General features: G+C 40.3%; 19 protein-coding genes. 8 read left to right on the top strand and 11 right to left on the bottom strand.

From position 1 onward, the window contains the following. Window positions 1–118 precede the first annotated feature (118 nt). From I6E78_RS02645 to I6E78_RS02630, 4 genes are all read left to right on the top strand, one after another. Window positions 119–424, top strand: a complete 306-nt coding sequence (locus I6E78_RS02645) for an STAS domain-containing protein (RefSeq protein WP_011327642.1) — start codon at window positions 119–121, stop codon at window positions 422–424. A gap of 264 nt (window positions 425–688) precedes the next feature. After that, complete coding sequence (locus tag I6E78_RS02640) at window positions 689–2338, top strand: fused response regulator/phosphatase (protein ID WP_197181880.1); 1650 nt, start codon at window positions 689–691, stop codon at window positions 2336–2338. A gap of 55 nt (window positions 2339–2393) precedes the next feature. Next, window positions 2394–3053: a GAF domain-containing protein gene (locus I6E78_RS02635; protein ID WP_197181879.1), complete on the top strand. Its 660-nt coding sequence runs from the start codon at window positions 2394–2396 to the stop codon at window positions 3051–3053. A 189-nt stretch (window positions 3054–3242) separates the two neighbouring features. Further along, window positions 3243–4436 (top strand): amino acid aminotransferase, encoded by a 1194-nt coding sequence (locus I6E78_RS02630; RefSeq protein ID WP_011327645.1) that lies wholly within the window; start codon window positions 3243–3245, stop codon window positions 4434–4436. 273 nt (window positions 4437–4709) lie between these two features. Here I6E78_RS02630 and I6E78_RS02625 read toward each other — a convergent pair whose 3' ends face one another. The 9 genes from I6E78_RS02625 to I6E78_RS02585 all read right to left on the bottom strand — a co-directional run bounded on the left by I6E78_RS02625 (window position 4710) and on the right by I6E78_RS02585 (window position 13931). Beyond that, window positions 4710–5561, bottom strand: a complete 852-nt coding sequence (locus I6E78_RS02625; RefSeq protein WP_089367937.1) for a Tim44 domain-containing protein — start codon at window positions 5559–5561, stop codon at window positions 4710–4712. Between the two features lie 160 nt (window positions 5562–5721). Next, on the bottom strand, window positions 5722–6477 hold the full coding sequence (locus I6E78_RS02620; RefSeq protein ID WP_011327647.1) for a DUF3379 domain-containing protein: 756 nt from the start codon (window positions 6475–6477) through the stop codon (window positions 5722–5724). After that, window positions 6477–6992, bottom strand: coding sequence for a sigma-70 family RNA polymerase sigma factor (locus tag I6E78_RS02615; protein WP_231613562.1), 516 nt, complete (start codon window positions 6990–6992; stop codon window positions 6477–6479). Before I6E78_RS02615 ends, I6E78_RS02620 begins: the two co-directional genes overlap by 1 nt. A gap of 101 nt (window positions 6993–7093) precedes the next feature. Next, entirely contained in the window at window positions 7094–8740 is a 1647-nt protein-coding gene (locus I6E78_RS02610; RefSeq protein WP_197181878.1) for a BatD family protein, read from the bottom strand. Beyond that, the gene (locus tag I6E78_RS02605) at window positions 8734–10611 is read right to left on the bottom strand and encodes a vWA domain-containing protein (protein ID WP_193038681.1); all 1878 of its coding nucleotides are present in this window, start codon (window positions 10609–10611) and stop codon (window positions 8734–8736) included. The genes I6E78_RS02610 and I6E78_RS02605 overlap by 7 nt, the downstream gene beginning before the upstream one ends. Then, window positions 10611–11597: a vWA domain-containing protein gene (locus tag I6E78_RS02600; protein WP_197181877.1), complete on the bottom strand. Its 987-nt coding sequence runs from the start codon at window positions 11595–11597 to the stop codon at window positions 10611–10613. Before I6E78_RS02600 ends, I6E78_RS02605 begins: the two co-directional genes overlap by 1 nt. Next, window positions 11590–12024 carry a DUF4381 domain-containing protein gene (locus I6E78_RS02595; protein WP_197181876.1) on the bottom strand — a complete coding sequence of 145 codons (435 nt, stop codon included), beginning with the start codon at window positions 12022–12024 and terminating at the stop codon, window positions 11590–11592. Before I6E78_RS02595 ends, I6E78_RS02600 begins: the two co-directional genes overlap by 8 nt. A 2-nt stretch (window positions 12025–12026) precedes the next feature. Beyond that, a complete protein-coding gene (locus I6E78_RS02590; RefSeq protein ID WP_086998270.1) occupies window positions 12027–12971 on the bottom strand; it encodes a DUF58 domain-containing protein in 945 nt (314 codons plus the stop codon). Window positions 12972–12974: 3 nt separating this feature from the next. Then, a complete protein-coding gene (locus tag I6E78_RS02585; RefSeq protein WP_089367942.1) occupies window positions 12975–13931 on the bottom strand; it encodes an AAA family ATPase in 957 nt (318 codons plus the stop codon). A 328-nt stretch (window positions 13932–14259) separates the two neighbouring features. Here I6E78_RS02585 and fadI point away from each other — a divergent pair, with 328 nt between their 5' ends. Together fadI and fadJ are read left to right on the top strand one after the other, a co-directional pair. Further along, complete coding sequence (fadI, locus tag I6E78_RS02580; protein WP_011327655.1) at window positions 14260–15570, top strand: acetyl-CoA C-acyltransferase FadI; 1311 nt, start codon at window positions 14260–14262, stop codon at window positions 15568–15570. After that, complete coding sequence (gene fadJ / locus I6E78_RS02575; RefSeq protein ID WP_197181875.1) at window positions 15570–17759, top strand: fatty acid oxidation complex subunit alpha FadJ; 2190 nt, start codon at window positions 15570–15572, stop codon at window positions 17757–17759. The genes fadI and fadJ overlap by 1 nt, the downstream gene beginning before the upstream one ends. A gap of 342 nt (window positions 17760–18101) precedes the next feature. Here the strand turns inward: fadJ and I6E78_RS02570 are convergent, their stop codons facing one another. Then, on the bottom strand, window positions 18102–18488 hold the full coding sequence (locus I6E78_RS02570; RefSeq protein ID WP_011327657.1) for an MmcQ/YjbR family DNA-binding protein: 387 nt from the start codon (window positions 18486–18488) through the stop codon (window positions 18102–18104). A gap of 192 nt (window positions 18489–18680) precedes the next feature. On the opposite strand from I6E78_RS02570, the gene efpL reads away from it, so the two are divergent. Together efpL and I6E78_RS02560 are read left to right on the top strand one after the other, a co-directional pair. Then, on the top strand, window positions 18681–19253 hold the full coding sequence (efpL, locus tag I6E78_RS02565) for an elongation factor P-like protein EfpL (RefSeq protein WP_011327658.1): 573 nt from the start codon (window positions 18681–18683) through the stop codon (window positions 19251–19253). Between the two features lie 139 nt (window positions 19254–19392). After that, window positions 19393–19587, top strand: coding sequence for a hypothetical protein (locus tag I6E78_RS02560; RefSeq protein WP_011327659.1), 195 nt, complete (start codon window positions 19393–19395; stop codon window positions 19585–19587). 23 nt (window positions 19588–19610) lie between these two features. Here the strand turns inward: I6E78_RS02560 and I6E78_RS02555 are convergent, their stop codons facing one another. After that, window positions 19611–21866, bottom strand: a complete 2256-nt coding sequence (locus I6E78_RS02555; RefSeq protein WP_089367946.1) for a sensor domain-containing protein — start codon at window positions 21864–21866, stop codon at window positions 19611–19613. Window positions 21867–21886 lie beyond the last annotated feature (20 nt).

Genomic DNA, 21886 nt, shown 5'->3' with positions numbered 1-21886 from the left:
CAAAAATTGAATCAAACAATGGCGTAAATAATAGCAAATTTGTGTATTGATGTTTTTATTTTTGCTAATTAGTTTTAAACAGTTATATTTGATTCAAAGAATATTAATAGGACATAATATGAGTTTAACTAAAAGTATATCGGCCGATGCAGCTACGTTAACAATACATATAAAGGGTAAGTTTGACTTTAATTTAGTGCAATCTTTTCGCCAAGCGTATGCGCAAATAGATAAAAGCATTACTAAAGTAATTATCGACCTAAGGGAAACCGATTACATGGACAGCTCAGCATTAGGTATGCTGCTAAATATGCAAAAAAGCATAGATACACAGGTCAATAAATTTGAGATCAGCAACTGCCAACCACAATTAAAAAAAATATTACAAATATCTCGGTTTGATAAGAAGTTTGATATTAACTAGGGCCTGTTGACCTTTCAGGATTAAAATTTGTTCAATCTAGGGGCGATTAAATCGCGGCGCGAGGTTTGTAACCTAGTGGGCTAAGTAAAAACCGAACAACAAAGAGTTAATCGTCCCTAGAAAGAACCCAAAGGGCAGCGCATGTTTGGCATTTATGCTGCGTTATCGCCTATTTATGGGGAATAACCACACTACATAGGCTCTGCTTTGCCTAAATACCAAACATACTGCTGCAAATTTAACCTCGAAAGATAAACAGGCCCTATGATGCATATTTTAGTTGTTGATGATCAAGCCCTTAACCGAATATTACTGCAAAGGCTATTAACACAAGAAGGCTATACAGTTTCTTTGGCGTATAATGGTGTTGCCGCTCTAAAGATACTCGCGCAAACCCCAATTGATATTGTGCTGCTTGATGTAGTAATGCCTATTATGGATGGCTTTGAAACGGCAAAAATAATAAAACAACGCTTTAACGATATTCATTTACCTATTATTTTTATTACGGCACTGGATGATCACGCCAGCTTTGAGCGTTGTTTAGCGGTTGGCGGTGATGACTTTATTCAAAAGCCGTTCGAAAAAGTAATTTTACACGCCAAAATTAAAGCCCACTGCAGAACCCGTGAATTAAGTAAAAAGGCTAACCAGCAAAAAATATTACTTGAGGAGCATCAAAATCAGCGTGAGCGAGAGTATGAAATTATTGAGCATATTTTTAATAACTCCCTCGAAAATCAAGATCAATTTAAAACCCACCTCGATTTTAATTTATCGCCTGCCACCATGTTTAACGGCGATATGTTTTTAGTCGCGCAAAGTCCTATAGGTAATTTATATTGCATGTTGGGTGATTTTACCGGTCATGGTTTAGCGGCGGCAATAGGCGCTTTACCTGCATCGCGTGTGTTTTACACTATGGTTAAAAAAGGTATGGCGTTACACGACATTGCCCGCGAATTAAACTTATTATTATACAATTTACTGCCCGGACATATGTTTTGCGCTGCAACTATTATAGAGCTAAGTGTATCTGGTAAAAGTATATCGGCATGGCTAGGCGGACTTCCCGATACTTACTTAATAGATAAGCAAGGTAACCTTAAAAAAACGCTAGAATCGCAACATATGGCATTGGGTATATTAAACAATCAAGAGTTTGAACATGAGGTTATTCACTTTGAAGTAAATGAGCAAACACGGCTTGTACTTGCAACCGATGGCATAATTGAAACAACGAATAAACAAGGTGTTTTTTTTAGTGAACAACGCTTTATCGAAACCTTAAAAATGAACCCGATGATCAGCAGCGAAAACATCGTTAATAGCGTAAGTCAGTTTGCTGATGGTACTAAACAACAAGACGATATAAGCATAGTGTTACTCAATTGTTTACCACTAAGTGTAAAGCCGGAACCCAGAGAGGCATTTTCTAAATTAGCGTTTAATATGTCATTGAGTTTAGATTCGAAGCAAATAAAAAACACCGATCCGGTTTATGATTTAGTAAATATGCTCAGCAGTATTAGTGGTTTAAAAGCACATAGCGCGAATATATTTTTACTCCTATCGGAGGCATACAATAATGCGCTTGATCATGGTGTACTTAAATTAGACTCACAATTAAAAACTCAAGATGATGGCTTTTTTAAATATTACGAATTGCGCGCAAAAAAACTTGCAGAACTTAGTAATGCAAAACTCTCTATAGAGGTAAGTTACTGCCCTGATAGCTTGAACTTATACTTTATTATTTGCGACAGCGGCTGCGGGTACACTCACCAGCAAGATACCCTATTTAATGACGCAGCTGAGTTTGGTCGCGGGCTGTCACTGCTTGACGAAATAGCACAGAGAGTGACTTATAACAGCAGTGGGAACCAAGTTGAAATGTGTTATAAGTTGAGCTAGCACTGTAAAAAAATCCATGCTAATATTTGCACACTATAGAAGTATGGATGGCCAAATGATTAGTTCCTATTTACAACAAGCACAACTCAGTGCTGACACCCGTTTAATTTCAGCAGAGCTAACAGCGCTTGAGCAAGCACTTGTAAGCACTAGCTTGCCTGAAGTTCGCTGGCAGTATCAAATTCCACAGTTAGGTGAGGGCGGAGCATGTAGTTTATTTGGTTATCTGCAAGATGAACCGTTTAAGTTAACTACTTACGTAACTAACAATGAGCAAACGCACACTAAGCTTGCTAACTTACAGGCTATTGTAAACTACATACAGCAGCAAACTGGGGTTGATTGGTATGGTATTTATCAAACTCACGATACTGCACAAGGTAAACAGCTTTTAAAGTTAGCTTATCATGGCGCGCCAAGTAGGCCACTTTTTCCGCTTACAGCCGATTTTGCCGCGGGCAGTAACAACGTGCAAGTTGCGCTCTCTAAAACGGGCCGTATTATTAATAATGTTGAGCAATACTTAAGCCAAGGAGGGGAGTATTATACTTGCGACCCAAAGGTTAAGTCTGAGGTGTGCTTACCTTTATTTAATAGGAGTGGTGAATGCGTAGGAATTATTGATGCTGAGGCGTTTCATAATGATTTTTTTGATGAAAAAGTACTCGCAGTCCTAATTGCATGCTGTATTAAAATTCCTCAATTTTTAGTTTAAATAACAAAAATAGACTATGTTGAGGTTTTTAATAATGATTTTTTGCATGCACAAGGTATTAACTGTATTAATGGCATGCTGTATTAAAATTCCTCACTTTTTTGTACCAATAACACTAGTCAACCTAGCGTGTTTTTATGATAAGCTTAAGCTCACACCAACCCCCTAAATAATGATAAGAGATAGTCAATGTTCTCAGTATTAAAACCATTACCCACAGATCCTATTCTTGGCCTTATGGCGGCCTATAAGCAAGATACTAACCCTAATAAAATTGATTTAGGTGTGGGTGTCTATAAAGATGAGCTAGGCAATACACCGGTACTTAAAGCGGTAAAAAAAGCAGAAGCGTTTCGTTTAGAAAATGAAACCAGCAAATCTTATATTGGTTTAGCGGGTAATTTAGATTACTGTCAAAAAATGGAAAGCTTACTATTAGGTGAGCACAAAACATTACTAGCTAACCGTGTACGTACGGCGCAAGCGCCAGGTGGTACTGGGGCATTACGTGTTGCTGCTGAATTTATTATGCGTTGTAATCCAAAAGCAACAGTGTGGGTAACTACGCCAACATGGGCTAATCATATTAGCTTATTTGAAGCAGCGGGCTTAACAGTAAAAGAATACCCTTATTACGATTACGAAAATAAAGATTTACTATTTGATGAGATGATCAACACGCTTAAGCAAGTGCCTAAAGGCGATGTGGTTTTACTACATGCGTGTTGTCATAACCCAAGTGGTATGGATTTAAACGAAGCACAGTGGAAGGTAGTTGCTGAGCTTGCAAAAGAAGTGGGCTTTACGCCGCTTGTTGATATTGCATACCAAGGTTTTGGCTCTTCACTAGAAGAAGATGCACGTGGTTTACGTATTTTAGCTGACGCAGTTGAAGAGTTAATTATTTGTTCTTCATGTTCTAAAAACTTTGGTCTTTACCGCGAACGTATTGGTGCGTGTTCACTAATTGCAAAAGACAGCGCAACTGCTGATATTTCAAACTCAGTATTACTTAGTGTTGTACGTAGTATTTATTCAATGCCGCCAGCGCATGGTGCTGACATTGTAAATACAATTTTAAGCAGCACTGAGCTTACGCAAATGTGGCATCAAGAGCTTGATGAAATGCGTAGCCGTATAAATGGTTTACGTACACAAATTAAAGAAACACTAGCGACTAAAGACATAGCGCAAGACTTCTCGTTTATTGAGCGTCAGCACGGTATGTTTTCTTTCTTAGGAATTAATAAAGAGCAAATTACTCGCCTACAAAAAGAGTACGGCATTTATATTGTTGGCTCAAGTCGTGTAAACGTAGCGGGCGTGAGTGATGCAAATATTGAATACTTTGCAAATGCAGTTGCCGACGTATGTAAATCATAATAGTTAACCTGAACTCTGGTTAAGAGATTTACTAACATATTGAATCATCGTTATATTTAATTTTATTTTCTCTAGCCAGAGGTTTTCAGTGAAAACAAGGCGAATTTACGCGTCAATAGCTGGCCTATTGCAAGTAAATTCAACGCAGTTAGCGCTGAAAACAGCTGCTTGAGATAAGTTTATTATCCGGAGCTCAGGTTAGTTAAATTATTTAACTAAAAAAACCGCACAACCTTAGGTTAGTGCGGTTTATTTTTGCCTCGTATTTAGAGCCTATGCGTCTATTAAATCTTCAACGCCAACAATCAGCCAAGGTGCATCAGTAAGCGTTAAACGCTCTAAATGCCAAATCTCTAAAATAGGTTGTTCTTGTTTATCTGCTAAATCGCGATACTTACCTTTAAAGCGTACGCTTACTTGCCACTTGTCAGTCAGCGTATCTGCGCGTACTAGTTCTGCATCTATAAACATCACTTCAGTAGCTACGCTTGTAATTGCTTCGCGCTCTGCTTTAAATTCGGCCACTAATTCAGGGCTTAAATACTCAGCCATAGTGTGATAATCAGCTTCGTTCCACGCATTTTGTAGTGTGTGGTAATGCTCACGAGCACCTTGTAAAAAGCCGTTTGTATCAAAGCCAGGCGGTAAGTTAAAAGGCACATCGTCGCCGTGCGCAGTACTATTAGCAAATCCTGTACTTGTTGTTTGTTCATGCTCAATAGGTGCTTGTTTAAATGCATTTTGTGACATGCCAGCACTGGCCAGTTGAGGCGACTGCCTTGCGCGCATAAAGCCACGAACAAGTTTAAATATTATAAAGGCTGCACCCGCAAGTAAAATCATCTCTAGCAGCTGAAACCCTTCAAAATCACCACCTAACATAGCAGCAATTAAGCCACCAGCAAGCAGTCCACCAAATACACCCGCCATAATGCCTTTTTTATTAGATGCTGGCTTTGCCGCAGGCGCAACTGCCTTGGTATCTGTTTGTTGCTTTTGTGCGGTTTGTTGCGTAGCTGGAGTTTTACCACGTTTGCTACTACCAAACTTTTTACGTGCTTGTGCATCAAAGCTTGCAGTCATTAGCAAGGCCAACAAAGATAAAATAACGACAAAATTCTTCATGAAAATCCTTAAATAAAATAAAGTGTCGATTATACCTATAGAAATATTATTTACTTTAAAAATCAGTTGGCTGGTTGGTAATATTTAAGGGGCAGGAGTGAAATTATTAAATATTAAGCGCACCGCTTAGCTGGTCTAAGCGGTGCGAGAAGCTACAAGGTTACAGCCAGCGAATAGCGCCAGAAACACGTTCATTATACATATTCACCGGCGCACCTAAGCTGGCAATTAATACGGTATCGGCTTGTTGGCCTCTATTAATATGGCCTTCAAATCTGTCATCATGAAAGTCATCAGAGCCCATTTCAAACACTTTATTTTTAGTCGGCACAATAAATACCGTCATAGGGCCAAAGTCAGATTCAAACACTAAATGTATGCCTTTCTCCCCTTTAAAGTCACAAAACATAGCGTAAGTAATTTTACCGGGTAGCTCACTTAATTGTCCGCCAAGTAAGGCGAGCTTTTCATTCACGCTTTGCAGGCTAATTGCTTGTGTTTTATCGAGAGAATTTATTTCGTGATAAACGTGGGCTAAAGCATGCTCACCTGCGCCATAGGTATTTTGCTCAGAACTAAAAAAGAATGCACTTATAGTAACAACAAACGAAGCGGCTAGGGCTAAATGTACTCGGTCAAACTTAAAGCGCGATCGCGATGCAATAACGTTTTTATTAGCCGGTATTTGCGCTTGTTGCTGTGCTTTTTCTTTTAAAGAGGTGTTTAAAAGAATTCGCTCGGCTAGGTTTTCAGGTACCGGAACGTCATTAGCTGCACTTTGTAAATATTTATCGAAATCTTTCATGTCGTTAATAAACCGTTGTCGCTCTGAGTTGTCTTTAGCAAACTCGGTAAGCTCATTGTCAATATCGTTTGGCTGCGCAATAGTGCGGCGACGAAACTCAAGCTCATCCATTATTTTGATGCCCCTTTAAGTTGCTCATCATCACGGCTTAAAGCCTCTTTAAGTTGGTTTCTAGCACGGTATAGACGTGTCATTACCGTGTTTTTATTTAAATCGAGTATATTCGCAATTTCTTCGCCTGAGCAGCCCATTACTACTTGCAGTAATAACGGCTCTTTGTATTCATCAGGCAAGAGTGCAATTTGGCGCTGAATAACAGTTTGCTCCATTTCATCGTCTAAAGAGTGGCTGCTTTCATCAACCAATAATTCATCTTCTATATCGCTATAATCAAATTGTTTGCGCTCAAATCGTCGCGCGTTTTCGCGACGTAAAATCGTAAGTAACCACGACTTTGCTGCTTTTTGATCCAGTAAAGAGTCGAGCGAGCGCCAGGCACGCAAAAAAGTCTCTTGTACTAAGTCATCGGCAATGTGTGGATCACGGCATAACCAATAGGCAAAGCGGTAAAGCTCTTTATGGTAAACATGAACCAAGGCTTCGTAGCGCTTTTGCTTTTGTGCCATATCAATTAAGACCTGATTATTCGATTTTTTATTTCCAAACATAAGTTCTTTTTTTAGTTAAATATTATTTAATGTAATAAAAGGCCTATACGCATTAAAATTTAATGGTAAAGGTCTTTTAATACAGCTTGTTGCGACTTTAATGTTTGAGCCTGATACTTTTTAAGTAATTTAACTATAGCTGTAAGATCGCTGGTTGTTTTTTTATTACTGTATAATTGTGTTTGTAACTGCATCACGTTATTAGTTAGTTCTGCATCATTAATAGCACGGCATAAAGTATCAATAGCGCCCATATTTTGCTTAGTTACTGTTTTTGCATATATATTTAATGCGCTATAAAACATTTTTGCATCGTTTTTATTTGCTGCATGTAATAAGTTTTTCAAACTAGGCAGCGCGGGTGTTTTATCAGTTGTAGCTACTACATGCACATTATGAGTAGAACGGCTTAACCAATAAAAAATTGCAGTCACAATCCATAATAAATAGCCCAGTACAGCAACAATTATTAACCATAATGGTGTTGAGCTTTGTACTTGCAGCGGATTAGTTGCATCTATACTATTTTGTCCTGCTGCTTGGTTATTGGTATTTTGCGAATCATTTATAACCACAGGATTAGCAGCATTGCTACTAGGGATCACAGTAATAGTGCGCTCTGGTAAAGTGGCAAAGCTAATACGATTTATTTTAGTGTTATACCAAGGCAGTTTTATTTCGGGTAGCGTATAGGTGCCGGGTGTTTGTGGTAATAAAGCATAAGAGGCAATTTGCTGCGATACTACACGGCCATTACGCACCGCATTGTTATTTTCTTTTTGATCTGGGTAGCTACGGATCCCTGTAATATCGGGCATTGATATTTCGGGGAGTTGCTCTTTGGTTACACCAAGTGCCGTTAAGGTAATTGTGCGTGTGATAGGAGTGCCTACCTCAACAGTATTATCCTCTGGTTGCCATTGCTCATCTAAACTTACTAACTCACTAGGCAGCCAAGCGCCATTGTAATTACTTGGAATAGGCTTTATTTCTATTTGCTGATCATTGCCAAGTGCCGATACTTCTAACTGGCGGTAATTTTGTTGCACACGGCCTTGAAAAGCTGGGCCGGCAATAGTGTAGTCACCACTTTTTTGCGGCTGAATTAAATACTCTCGGGTAATTACTAAGTAACGTTTACCGTCAACCAGTTCATAATCTTCCGTTTGTTTACCTAGTTGGCTAAGTTGTGCATTTTCCATGCTAGGCGTGCCTAAACTGCCGTCGAGTAGCTCTTTGGCTAAATAAAGTTTAAGCGTATAAACACCGGCTTCTTGTACAAACAAAGATTTACTTGAGAGCGATGTTTTTAAAAATATATCGTTATTTTTATCGGCTTCAGCTGCGCGCTTGGCTACTTTTAAAGTAATAGGCTGCGAGCTAAGCCCTGCAACAGTAAACGACGGTATAGTGTATTCACCTTCACGGCGGGTCATTAGTTTAACCGACCAGGTAGTTTGCTTGTTCATACTGCCATTTATAATATTGGTGCGAGTACTTAAGCTAGTAGGGCCAACCACAAAGCTTTTTAACAGCATTGAGGTATCGGGTTGTTCATCTTTAATTGTGTCGTCTACTGTAATATTAAGAATAAAAAACTCACCCGCTAACACCGGGTTTTTATTTACACTGGCTTCGAGTTTGGTGGCAGCCATCAATGGCATCGCACTTAATAGCAATAAACAGCAAAATAATCGCATTACCATGACTTTTCTACTCCTGTGGGGCGACGTTGATATTGTCTTTTTTGGGCTTCTAATTGCATTTTGTTCCGTAATAAAATAGCGGGATCGTCGGGCACTTTTCGCAGTAACTGATTAAGCTGCTGTGCTTGTTCTTTTTCTTCGTTAGTCAGCTCACTGGCTTGTACTGCTTGCGCTTGTTGCTCGGCAGTTTGTTGTTGCTCGTCGGGGACAGGTTCGTTTGCAGCCTGTGGCTCACTTTGTTGCTCAGCGTTATCATTTGGCTGTTCGGCTGGTTGATTTTCACTTTGCTCGTTTTGCGGCTCAGCTTGCATGTCAGGTTTATTTTGTTGATCAGCTTGCTCTTGTGCTTGCTCAGAGTCTTTATCCGATTTATCGTCACTGTTTTTTTCACTGTCGCTTTGCGCTTCGCCTTGCTCATCATTTTGTTGCTGATCTTGCTTGGCTTCATCAGAATTTTGCTGTTGGTTTTGCTCATCACTTTTTTGCCCGTCTTGTGATTCGCCGCCGCCTTGGTTTTGTTGCTCTTGCTGCTGATTCAGTAATTGCTCAACCAGTGCTTGGTTGTCTGCGGCTTGTGTAAAGTTAGGGTGTAATGCTTGAGCTTGTTGATAAGCATTAATTGCTTCCTCTAGCTTGCCCGCTTTAGCAAGTGCGTTACCAAAGTTATAAAAACCGGTTGCCGATTTATCATCACTAAATTGATTAACCGCGGCCTCAAAGTTCCCTTGCTGATAAAGCGCAGCGCCTTTTAATTGGCTCGATTGGGCTGTTATTGCTTGCTCATAATCTTTATTGTTATAAGCATCAAGCGCTCGCTGATCGGTGTTTTTTAAAACTGTGGGCAGCTCTACGGCATACGCATTTTGCTGTGGTAAAAAGCTAAACACTAAAAACACACTCAGCAAAGCCGCACGTCTAAATAAATAAAGGCTTAAAGGTAGTAGCAGTAACAAGCCATAAATACCGGCGTCTATACGCCAAAGCGCATGGTTTTGTTTTTCATCTTTTAACAACTCACCATTAGCGCTAGGTGCAAAAACAGCAATGTCGGCGCTACTTGGCTGATAACTAGCAAATTTACCGCCGCTGTTTGTAGCTAAACTTTTTAGCTGGCTGGTATTAATAGTCGGCACTACAATTTGCCCGTAGTGGTCTTTTAAAAATCCGCCTTCGGGTAGTTTAATTGGCGCACCTTGGGCGGTGCCTACACCGTAAATATTTAATCGGTATTGGGTGTTTTTAGTAAAAGTGCTCACCTCACTTTGCTCTTGCTGATCAATGCCGTCGGTTATTAAAATAATATCGCCATCTAGGTAACCGGCTTGTCCTAATAGCTCTTTTGCTATATCAAGGCCAGCTAAAACATTAGAGCCTTTGTCGGGCATTATTTCTGGGCTTAAGCTAGGTATTAGGTTTTCAAGTGTAGTGGCGTCGTTGGTTAGCGGTGAAATGGTATAAGCACTGCCAGCATAGGCAACGAGCGCTGTGTCACCTTCTTTAAATAAATCAATCATATCGAGGGCTTTAAAACGCGCCTGCATTAATCTATTTGGTAAAATATCTGTGCTGTACATAGAGTACGACATGTCCATAACAATAACGCGAGCATTTTTGCTTTGAAACACAGGTACTTGTTTTTCTTCAAAGCTGGGGCCGGCACTAAATATAATCCCTAAGCTACAAAATAGCGCTAATAACCAAAGTGGCTGGTTAGTTTTAGTGCTTGCGTCGCTCATAATAAACTGTGCTAAATGCGGTGCAATTAGCTGCTCATTGGTGGCTTTTTTGCGCTTAATTAAGGCAACAAAAAACAACCCAACTGCGGGTATGAGTAACCACAAAATAGCAGGGCGAATAAATTCAAAATCCATTAGTTAGGCTCCTTTATTGCGCGCAGGGTTGTTAACATTACTTTTAAGCTAATTAATAAAATAGCGATTAATAACGGCAAGTAAAATAATGAGCTTTGCGGGCGAAAGGTTTGCTCATCTACACTAATGGGCTCTAATTTGTCTAGTTCGGCATAAATTTGCTGTAAACCGGCTACATCTTTAGCTCTAAAGTACAAGCCGCCAGTTTGCTCGGCTATGCGTTTTAATAACCCTTCATCTATTGTGTCGCCGTTCATACCGCCCATATTAAATAAACTAAACCCACGAGGATTATCTGAGCCAACGCCAATGGTATACACTTTTATACCAGCATCGCGGGCAAGCAGTAGGGCTTCTTCGGGTTTTAAATTACCTGCAGTGTTTTGCCCGTCGGTTAGCAGCACCACAATACGATTGCTTTTATCTTTGTTTGCAAAACGTTTTACCGACAACCCTAAAGCATCGCCAATGGCAGTGGCGCGGCCAACTAAACCAATTTGTGCCTCAGAAAGCATTTTACTTACGGTTTTTACATCACGCGTAAGGGGGGTTTGTAAAAAGGCGGTGTCGCCAAATAAAATAAGGCCGAGCCTGTCGCCTTGGCGCTGCTCTATAAAATCAGTTAATACCGCTTTAACCATAGTTAAGCGGTCAACATATTGGCCATTGTAAGCCATGTCTTGCTCGGTCATAGAGCCTGATAAATCAACCGCCAGCATTATATCGCGGCCTTCGTTTGGCATTGAAATAGGATCATCTAACCAAGTAGGGTTTGCCGCAGCTATTACCAGTAATAGCCATATAACCCACTCGAACGGGGTTAAGCGCCGTGCATGAGCTTCAACGCTTTGGCTGGTTAAGTTATGTTTGGCAAAGCTTGGGATCCGCAGTCGAGTGTGTGCATTGTTTACAGCCGGTTTTAGTAATAATAGTAATAAAGGCAGGGGGAGTAATATAAACAGCCATGGCCAGCTAAATTCAAACATTAACCACTTCCTTTAACTTAAATTGCTTAATTGCTTGGCGAAACTTATATTCTAGCGCGCTATTGTTTTGCTCAAGATTATAAACACTGAGAATTTCTTGTTCGCTAAAACTTAATCCGGTTAGTGTATTAAGCGTATTACACCACTGCTTGGTAGATTGCGTAGCAAGGCGTTTATCGTAATAGGCAATGACTAAGCGTTTTAAAATAATATGTAATTGCTGAGGATCAGTGTGCTGTTGGCTTAAATTAACCGCGAAGCGTTTTGGTTGTTTAAATTTATAACGCTTATAAGCCATATAAATTGCGGCGCTTAGCAGCAATAACAAAACGGCAATAATAACCCACCAAGCAGGGGCAAGTGGCCACCAATTTACTTGGCTTGGCGCTATTATGTCGTGTAGGCCATCAAGTGGAGACGTTTGCATGGTTATTTTCTCACTAATTGCAGCTCAAGCGGTGTGGCTGCATTGAATGATATTAAATTAAGACCCGATTTAGTTAAGCGATTAAAGCGTGTGCTAAATGCCTGTTCGGCATTTTTAGCAAAGCGCGCTCTAAAACTACTATCCATAAGTGGTAGGGCAAAGTCTTGGCCATTGGCGCTTACTGTAACGGCTTGTTTAAATGCCGGTAACTGATGCTCAAATGGATCGCTTATGTGGCAACCAATTAGCTCGCAGTGACGGCTTAGTATTTCGAGCTGTTTAAAGCTGGCGTCGTCTAGGGCATTAAAGTCAGAAATTAAATACACTAAACTACCGGGTTTAGCCAAATGGTTAAGGCGCTTTAAGTTATCGCTAAAGTTGTTAGTGGCTTGCTCGTCAATTGCGTTAAGGGCTTGCTGGTGGCTATCACACAAATTATGACACAGCTTTAATACCGCTTTTTCACGGGCGCTGGGCTTGAGCTCTAAATGAGAGTGCTGATTAAATACAATGCCACCAATACGGTCACCACGTTGGCAGGCCGACCAAGCAACTAATGCGCTAATGTGCGCGGCTTGCACCGATTTTAATAACAACTGCGAGCCAAATAGCATCGAGTTTGAAAAATCAGTAAAAATAAACACCGGGCGCTCTTTCTCTTCTTGAAAAAGCTTAGTGTGTGTTTCGCCAGTGCGCGCAGTTACACGCCAATCAATAGAGCGAATATCGTCGCCTTGTTGATAGTGGCGTACTTCAGCAAACTCCATACCACGGCCTTTATGCGGCGCAAGGTATTGCCCGGTTAAGGTGTTTTTAATTTTTACTTTAGGAGCCAGCTCTAGCAATTGCGCTTTGGCTTTGTAATACATCAGCTCTTTAAGCGCTAAATTAACACCGTGGCTATGGCTTTGTGCAAGCCATGCTTGGGGATCTAATGGTGTTTGCATAAGTTACGGTACGGCTACAAGTTCAACAATACGGCTAATTACCTGATCTTTAGTAATGCCATCGGCTTGGGCTTCGTAACTTAAAATAATACGGTGGCGCAATACATTATGTACTACTGCCTGAATATCGTCGGGCGCTACAAAATCGCGGCCTTGCAACCAAGCATGCGCACGGGCACATTTATCAAGGGCAATAGTGGCACGTGGGCTAGCACCAAACTCAATCCAGCTACCTAGTTGTGCATCTAACTTAGCGCCTTCACGGGTAGCTATAATAAGCTGCACTAAATACTGCTCAAGTGGTGGTGCTAAATAAAGGCCTAAAATAGCTTTACGAGCGGCAAATAAATCGCTTTGACTAATTTTTTGCATTACCGCTGGTTGCTCGTTTAATGCTTCGCCTCGGGTTAAACGCAGTATGTCTAATTCGTGCTCTGCGCCGGGGTAACCTATACTCAAATGCAGTAAAAAGCGGTCAAGCTGCGCTTCAGGTAGCGGGTAAGTGCCTTCTTGCTCCAGCGGGTTTTGTGTGGCCATTACTAAAAATAAGTCACTTAGCGGATAAGTATTTTTACCCACAGTTACTTGGCGCTCTGCCATGGCTTCTAATAAGGCTGATTGTACTTTAGCTGGGGCACGGTTTATTTCATCAGCTAAAATAAGATTATGAAACAGTGGGCCTTTTTCAAATACAAACTCACTGGTTTGCTGACGATAAATATCAGTACCAGTAATATCGGCAGGGAGCAAGTCGGGCGTAAATTGCACCCGCTGAAACGAGCCTTCAATGCCTTTAGCTAAGGCGTTTACGGCGCGCGTTTTTGCAAGGCCAGGAGGGCCTTCTACTAATAAGTGGCCGTCAGCTAAAATGGTAATAAGTAGCGCTTGAGTAAGCTCTGGCTGGCCAATAATTTGTGTATCTAAGTACGTTTTTAATTGTGAAAATGCGTTAGCTGCCATAATAAATAGACTGTCCTCGTCAGCTGGAATAATACCAAAGTTATTTGGGTACGAAATACTGACCTAGTTATAAGGTTTAAAATTGGATAACTCAAGAGTTAGACTGTATTTTTAAAAATAGTTCGTTATTTATTAACGACTTTTAGCCTATCACAAAACTTTGTAAATGCGTCTAAAAAAGCCTATTGTAGTACTTATATAGTAGGTCTTAGAGAATTTTATTTGCCTACTAATCGATAAATTTCAGTTTATCTATTGGCTTTAGTACACGGGTTGTTTAGAATCGAGTAAAACAAACAGGTCAGACCTGTCAGCGGGAGCATAATTAATGTCTGAGCAAAACATACTTAAAACACCAAAAGGCGATCGTATAGCCATAGTTAGCGGCCTACGTACACCTTTTGCCAAGCAAGCAACAGCGTTCCACCATGTACCTGCACTTGATATGGGTAAACTTGTGGTTAACGAAATGCTTGAGCGATTAAATTTCAACAAGTCAGAAATTGATCAACTTGTATTTGGTCAGGTAGTACAAATGCCAGAGGCACCAAATATAGCACGCGAAATTGTATTAGGTACTGGCATGCCGGTATCGGTTGATGCGTATTCAGTATCACGTGCCTGTGCGACTAGTTTTCAGGCTATTGCCAACGTTGCTGAGTCTATTATGGCCGGCTCTGTTACTGTAGGTATTGCTGGTGGCGCCGATTCTTCATCGGTACTACCCATTGGCGTGAGCAAAAAATTAGCTGGCAGTTTAGTTGATTTAAATAAAGCGCGTACCTTAGGTCAGCGCTTAAAAATATTTTCAAAGTTGCGTTTAAAAGACTTATTGCCAGTGCCTCCTGCGGTTGCAGAGTACTCAACAGGCCTTTCAATGGGGCAAACTGCTGAGCAAATGGCTAAAACACATAACATTAGCCGTGAAGATCAAGATGCATTAGCGCATCGCTCGCATTCATTAGCAACCCAAGCATGGGCAGATGGAAAATTAAAAGATGAAGTAATGACGGCGCACTTACCGCCATATAAAAGCTTTATTGAAGAAGATAACAACATTCGTAAAAACTCAACGGTTGAAGGCTACGCTAAGCTTAAGCCAGTATTTGACCGCCAACACGGTACAGTAACTGCAGCAAACGCCACCCCATTAACCGACGGTGCAGCTGCGGTATTAATGATGAGCGAAAGCAAAGCAAAAGCACTGGGTTACGAAATCCTTGGTTATGTACGCAGTTTTGCGTTTTCAGCCATTGGTGTTGAAAAAGATATGCTTATGGGTCCAGCTCATGCCACGCCTATCGCACTAGATAGAGCGGGTATTACCCTTGCCGACCTAGACTTAATAGAAATGCACGAAGCGTTTGCATCGCAAACACTCGCTAACATGAAGATGTTTGCCTCAGATAAGTTTGCGCAAGAGCACTTAGGTCGCAGCAAAGCGATTGGCGAAATTAACATGGATAAGTTTAACGTATTAGGTGGATCGCTTGCTTATGGACATCCATTTGCAGCAACCGGTGCTCGCTTAATTACGCAAAGCTTATACGAGCTTAAGCGTCGTGGTGGCGGTTTAGCATTAACAACAGCCTGTGCTGCAGGTGGTTTAGGTGCAGCTTTTGTATTGGAGAGTGCGTAATGTCAGATTCAGTATTTAATTTAACGGTTGATGAAAATAAAATCGCCGTAGTAACTATAGATGTGCAGGGCGAAAAAATGAATACCCTGCGCAGTAGTTTTGCCGATGATTTAAAAGCCTTACTAGCCGAAGCTAAACAGCAGTCTGTAAAAGGCATGGTATTTATTAGTGGTAAAAGTGATAACTTTATTGCTGGCGCTGACGTTAAAATGCTTGATAGTGTGCAAAAGCGTGAAGATGCTTTAGCTATTAGCGAGTTATGTCACCATGCATTTTTTGACATGGAAAACCTACCTTTCACTACGGTTAGTGCTATTCATGGCGCTGCTTTAGGTGGTGGATTAGAGTTTGCATTAGCCTGTGATTATCGCGTAGGCACCGACAGTAGTATTACCATAATTGGTTTGCCAGAAGTGCAGTTAGGTTTATTACCTGGCGGTGGCGGTACTCAGCGTTTAACTAAAATAATTGGCATTCAAAAAGGCTTAGAATGGATGCTAACTGGTAAGCAAATTCGTGCAAAGCAAGCTAAAAAAGCCGGTGTATTAGATGATTGCGTACCACATAGCGTGCTATTAAAAGTAGCGAAAGAATTTGCCGCTAAAGGCAAAGCACCAGCTAAAGAGCCAAAACTCGACACCGTGAGCAAGCTGCTAGAATCAAACCCGTTTGGTCGTAACTTTATCTTTAAAAAAGCAAAAGAAAACGTGATTAAACAAACGGGCGGACATTACCCTGCGCCACTTTTAATTATTAAAGCAGTACGTGCAAGCGTAGAGCTCGATAAGCTAAAAGCGTATAAAACCGAAGCGGAAAGCTTTGCAACGCTGGTAATGAGCGACGAATCAAAAGCGCTGCGCAGTGTATTTTTTGCAACCACAGAAATGAAAAAAGACTGGCGCAACGGCGACGCACCAGCAATTAACAAAACCGCAGTGTTAGGTGGCGGACTAATGGGCGCAGGTATTGCGCACGTAAGTGCCGTTAAAGCTAAAGTACCGGTACGTATTAAAGATGTAGCAGAGCAGGGCATTAGTAATGCAATGAGCTACACCTATAAAATTTTAGATAAGCGCTTAAAGCGCCGCATTATGTCTAAAGCCGATATGCAGCTAACAATGAGCCGTATTACAGGCGCTACCGATTACAGCGGTTTTAAAAATATAGATTTAGTAATTGAAGCGGTATTTGAAGATCTTGAGCTTAAACAAGGCATGGTTGCTGATGTAGAACGTGAATGCCAAGAAAATACTATTTTTGCGAGCAATACCTCGTCATTACCTATTTCGCAAATTGCAGCTCAAGCTCAGCGCCCTGAAAACGTGATTGGTTTACATTACTTTTCACCAGTAGAAAAAATGCCACTGGTAGAAATTATTCCACACGCAGGCACCTCAAAAGAGACCATTACTCGTGTGGTAAACTTTGCGCGCAAGCAAGGTAAAACACCTATTGTAGTAAAAGATACCGCCGGCTTTTATGTAAACCGTATTTTAGCGCCTTACTTAAACGAAGCGGCTAACTTAATGCTAGCAGGCGAGCCAATTGAAAAAATTGATGCAGCCTTAGTTGAGTTTGGTTTTCCGGTAGGTCCACTGGCATTACTTGATGAAGTGGGTATTGATATTGGTTCTAAAATTGCGCCAATTTTAGAAAAAGAGCTAGGCGAGCGTTTTAAAGCACCCGATGCATTTACTCGTATGATAGAGTCAAAACGCCTTGGTCGTAAAACTGGTCGTGGCTTTTATGAGTACGATAAAAAAGGCAAAAAGGTTGATGAGTCAGTTTACGAACTACTAAACGTTACCCCAGCTCCACGTTTAAATAAAAGCGAAATTGCCAAACGTTGTATCGCACAAATGCTAAATGAAGCGGTTCGTTGTTTAGACGAAGGCATTATTGCCAGCCCGCGTGATGGTGATATTGGTGCTATTTTTGGTATTGGTTTTCCACCGTTCTTCGGCGGACCATTTAGCTATATGGATAAACTAGGCGCAAGTAAAATAAGCTCAGACATGTCTACATTAGGCAGTAGCAATGCAATTTTTACCCCTTGCGACACGCTTGTAGCAATGGCAGAGTCAGGTGCTAAGTTTTATGCCGCTCAGCCAAGCGCAGAGCCAACAGTTGAGTCAGAGCCTGCAGAGCAAGCCACTGACGATGCTGCAGCGCCAAGTGCTAAAGAATAAGTAAATAAGCATTTACTAATAAAAACCGCATTTTATATGCGGTTTTTTTATGGCTAAATTATTTAAGCGAAAGCCTATTAAAAAGTTTACTAACCACTCAAATTATTAAACTCACTAAATATCACTCGAATAAGTAATAAACCATACCCTTAGAGAGTATTGTCTACTGCTTGAAAGTGGGTTTTTGTACTTGCTGATATTTAAAGGTAAACGCTGTGTGTTGAAAAGTGTTTTGGCATCGAGGTATATAACAGGAAGTTTGAATTTAGCTTTAGGGGGGCTAAATATTGGTAATAAATACGCTTGAAGTACTTCAAGCGTATTTAAAATAAAATGGTATATTTAAAGATGGGCGGCGATAATTTTTTTATCTTTTTCAGGCATGTTATCTACCACTAAATCAAATGAATTATCAATCATTCGCTTAATCTCATTTTGCGGGATTGTGCCATCTAGTATTATGGTATTCCAAAGGCGTTTATTCATATGATAGCCGGGGATCACTGCAGTAAACATATCTCTTAATGCTAGTGCTTCGTCGGGGTCACATTTTAAATTTAACCACCAAATAGGCTCGCCATTGGCGTCGTTATTATCATCATTACCCAGTGCAAGGGTGGCAAACATTTTATGGTTTACCTTGTAAACATCAACTTCTTTAGAAAAAGGTTGGGTTACTTTAACTAGTGGTTTGTTAACTAAATACTCATGTACAGTTTGTTGGTCCATGATCCATTCCTTGAAGTCATACTCGATGAAACTACCATAACAGTTTTTTTAATGTTTGATTATATGTATTTTTGTAAAAATCATAATTTTATGAGTTAATCCAAGGTATAGCGGGGTTTTGAAGCAGTTTTAGTTGAACAAAATCTAGTTCGTGGTATGTTTCTCAGAGTCAAAAATAATAGGAATATATTCATGCCAAAGGCGAGTGAAGTTAAAAAAGGGACAGCCATTGATTTTAATGGTCGCGTTTTAGTTGTAAAAGATATAGTACGCTCAGTTCCACAAGGTCGTGCTGGTGGTAGTTTGTACCGTATGCGTTTATACGACGTAGTAACGGGCAGCAAAGTGGATGAAACATTTAAAGACAGTGATATGTTAACACTTGCTGATTTAACTCGTCGTGAAGCTATGCTTTCGTACATTGATGGTGACGAGTATGTGTTTATGGATAACGAAGATTACACGCCATATAACCTAAGTAAAGATGCGATTAGCGAAGAGATTTTGTTCGTAAATGAAGAAACTCAAGGCGTGCACGTTATTGTAATAGATGGCGCACCGGTTGGCCTAGATTTGCCATCAAGTGTTGAACTGGTTGTGGAAGAAACCGACCCATCTATTAAGGGTGCTTCGGCGAGCGCACGCTCAAAGCCGGCGCGTATGTCTACAGGGTTAAATATTTCAGTTCCTGAGCATATTTCTACAGGCGATCGTATTCGTATCAATACTGCAGAGCATAAATTTATGGGCCGTGCTGAAAAGTAAGCGCCTAATTATTTATATTAAAAAGCCGACTTGTTCGGCTTTTTTTATTGCTTAGATTCAAATAGTAAGTGCATAGCTTTAAAAATAGTCATTTTATGGTTAAAATACGCGGCTTGTTTTTACAGGTTTAGGTATTGCTTTGATTTTTGTTTTATTAAGCGCAGTGTTTATAGCGATTATGTATTTAGAGGCGATTAAAAAGGGCATGCCGGTTAAGCGTTGGCTGTTGTTAGCGGGTTTACTTGGGCCGGTTGCATGGTGTTTGTTTAATTTACATTATCGCCGTGCGTTACTGCGAAGTGTAGGCATTAACCCTTGCATATGGCGTCCTTAATTTTTTATTTCTGTTTTTTAACTTTAATTAGTGACAGCTACTTTTTTAATCTGGCTAATTAAACTAGGTACAGACTTGCTGTGCTGGAGTTTTAAAAATTCGGTAAACTCATCTTTTGATAGCGGCTTAGAGTAATAGTAGCCTTGTACTGTTTCACAGTTTAATTGTTTGAGTATTTCTATTTGCGACGCTTGCTCTACGCCCTCTGCAACCACATGTAGGTCAAGGTTATGGGCAATAGTAACAATTGAGTCGACCATATTGCGGCCGCGCTCGTTTTTCATGTCATCGATAAAGGCTTTATCAACTTTAAGCGTATTAAGCGGAAACTGCTTTAAATAGGCCAGCGAAGAGTAGCCGGTACCAAAGTCGTCCATTGCTAAATGAATACCTCGGGCGCTGAGTGAGCACATTATTGCGATAGCATCTTTAGGATCGTCCATTACCGTGCCTTCGGTAATTTCTAGCTCTAAAAAGTAAGAGGGCAATGCATTTTTTTGTAAAATCACATCAATACGTGTTGTTAGGTCGGGTAAACTAAATTGCTTTGCCGATAAATTCACAGCAACTCTGCCATTAAATAAGCCCGCATCAAGCCACTCTTTTACATCGCGACAGGCTTTATTTAAAACCACTTCACCAATTTCTATTATTTGCCCTGTTTCTTCTGCTATTGGGATAAAAACACCCGGGCTAATAATGCCTTTTTTAGGCGTGATAAAGCGTACTAATGCCTCCATTCCCACAAGTTTACCGGTATGAATATTCATTTTTGGTTGGTAATACACGGCAAAATGATTTTCTTTTAAACCAAAGCGCATTAGGTTTTCTATTTGCAGGCGCTTTACGGCTTCACGATTCATGGTGTCATTAAAAAACAGATAACTATTACCTTTCTTTTTAGCGTGGTACATAGCTGTGTCGGCATTTTTTAATAGTAGCTCTGGGGTATTACCATCTTCAGGGAACAACACAATGCCAACGCTTGAGGTAATGGCAAGCTCATGTCCGGCCATTTTAAAAGGCGTAGCAATAGCCGCTAAAAACTGTTTAGCGGTGCGGGTAATAGTATATATGTCGTTAGTATCAGACATTACCAGTGCAAACTCATCGCCGCCTAAACGATAAAACACGTCATTTTCGCGAGTGAGTTTATTTAGCCGCATAGCGAGTTTAGCTAATAAGCTGTCACCTAGTTGGTGCCCTAAAGAGTCATTTATTTTTTTAAAGTTATCTAAGTCGAAAACTAACAAAGCATGGTGCGAGTTTAGTTGCCCTAATTTTTGTAAGTCGGTAAAAAACAAATTACGGTTAGGCAGGTTGGTGGTGCGGTCTCTATTGGAGAGGTTATGCAGTTGCGATTCGGCTTTTTTACGCTCGGTTAAATCAGAGTATACAACGACATAGTTAGTTATTTGGTTTTGATCATTTCTAATTTCATCAATCGAAATTTCTATGGGTAATAAAACATGTGCACTATTACGTAATTTAACTTCTTGTTGCAGGCTATCTCGCTGGTATACGGTTTTTTTAATGGTGTTAATGTAACTTTTATCGTAGCCGGGCAAATTAAAATCTTTTTTAAGGTACTGCTCGCGCACGCCACCAAATAAGGTTAAAAAGCTGGGGTTAATATCCACTAACTTAAAGTTTTTATCGTAAATAGCCAGGGCATCGGTTAGCGATTCAACGCATTTTGCAAAAAGGTTTAAGCGCTCTTCGGTTAGCTTTAATTGTGAAATGTCGCGCACTGTGCCTGTCATGCGTAAGGGACTAAGGTTGGTGTCTTTTTCTATTATTTTTCCGCGATCGAGTACCCAGAGCCAGCCGCCAAAATGATCTTTAATCCGATAAGTCGCTTCAAAAAAAGGAGTTTGTTGAGCAAAGTGTTTTTTAAGTAAATATTCTACTTGGGTAATGTCGCTTGGGTGAATAAGGCTTTTATTAGGTGGAAACTCTGTTGATAATATTGAATCCATTAAGTACTTATCGTTAATACGAAGTACTTTACCGGTTTTTATATTCCAATCCCAAAGGGTATCGCCACTGCCTTCAACAGTGCTTTTTAAGCGTTGTTCAGAAAGCATAAGTTGATAGCGCGAGCGCTTAAGTTTATATATAACCGTTAGCATGTAGCATAAAACAAGCACAATTATTGCGCTTGCCGTAACTGCAACGGTATTTAAATTTAAGTTAAAAGTTGCCTCTAAGGCATATAGGCTATGCGAGGCAACTAATAGGGCTAATAGTAAGCTTATTTTTATTATTATTGTGATCATTATTTTTATTGTTTTTATAA

The sequence above is a fragment of the Pseudoalteromonas sp. NZS127 genome, assembly GCF_015864805.1.
In the GTDB taxonomy this organism is placed as follows: domain Bacteria; phylum Pseudomonadota; class Gammaproteobacteria; order Enterobacterales; family Alteromonadaceae; genus Pseudoalteromonas; species Pseudoalteromonas nigrifaciens.
The sequence above is the reverse complement of the archived record's forward strand: the minus strand, read 5'-3'. Positions and strand labels throughout refer to the sequence as shown.

Bases quoted from the DNA above. Each gene is read 5' to 3' on its own strand.
- I6E78_RS02645 (WP_011327642.1), top strand. From the start codon at position 119: ATGAGTTTAACTAAAAGTATATCGGCCGATGCAGCTACGTTAACAATA.
- I6E78_RS02640 (WP_197181880.1), top strand. From the start codon at position 689: ATGATGCATATTTTAGTTGTTGATGATCAAGCCCTTAACCGAATATTA.
- I6E78_RS02635 (WP_197181879.1), top strand. From the start codon at position 2,394: ATGATTAGTTCCTATTTACAACAAGCACAACTCAGTGCTGACACCCGT.
- I6E78_RS02630 (WP_011327645.1), top strand. From the start codon at position 3,243: ATGTTCTCAGTATTAAAACCATTACCCACAGATCCTATTCTTGGCCTT.
- I6E78_RS02625 (WP_089367937.1), bottom strand. From the start codon at position 5,561: ATGAAGAATTTTGTCGTTATTTTATCTTTGTTGGCCTTGCTAATGACT.
- I6E78_RS02620 (WP_011327647.1), bottom strand. From the start codon at position 6,477: ATGGATGAGCTTGAGTTTCGTCGCCGCACTATTGCGCAGCCAAACGAT.
- I6E78_RS02615 (WP_231613562.1), bottom strand. From the start codon at position 6,992: ATGGCACAAAAGCAAAAGCGCTACGAAGCCTTGGTTCATGTTTACCAT.
- I6E78_RS02610 (WP_197181878.1), bottom strand. From the start codon at position 8,740: ATGGTAATGCGATTATTTTGCTGTTTATTGCTATTAAGTGCGATGCCA.
- I6E78_RS02605 (WP_193038681.1), bottom strand. From the start codon at position 10,611: ATGGATTTTGAATTTATTCGCCCTGCTATTTTGTGGTTACTCATACCC.
- I6E78_RS02600 (WP_197181877.1), bottom strand. From the start codon at position 11,597: ATGTTTGAATTTAGCTGGCCATGGCTGTTTATATTACTCCCCCTGCCT.
- I6E78_RS02595 (WP_197181876.1), bottom strand. From the start codon at position 12,024: ATGCAAACGTCTCCACTTGATGGCCTACACGACATAATAGCGCCAAGC.
- I6E78_RS02590 (WP_086998270.1), bottom strand. From the start codon at position 12,971: ATGCAAACACCATTAGATCCCCAAGCATGGCTTGCACAAAGCCATAGC.
- I6E78_RS02585 (WP_089367942.1), bottom strand. From the start codon at position 13,931: ATGGCAGCTAACGCATTTTCACAATTAAAAACGTACTTAGATACACAA.
- fadI (WP_011327655.1), top strand. From the start codon at position 14,260: ATGTCTGAGCAAAACATACTTAAAACACCAAAAGGCGATCGTATAGCC.
- fadJ (WP_197181875.1), top strand. From the start codon at position 15,570: ATGTCAGATTCAGTATTTAATTTAACGGTTGATGAAAATAAAATCGCC.
- I6E78_RS02570 (WP_011327657.1), bottom strand. From the start codon at position 18,488: ATGGACCAACAAACTGTACATGAGTATTTAGTTAACAAACCACTAGTT.
- efpL (WP_011327658.1), top strand. From the start codon at position 18,681: ATGCCAAAGGCGAGTGAAGTTAAAAAAGGGACAGCCATTGATTTTAAT.
- I6E78_RS02555 (WP_089367946.1), bottom strand. From the start codon at position 21,866: ATGATCACAATAATAATAAAAATAAGCTTACTATTAGCCCTATTAGTT.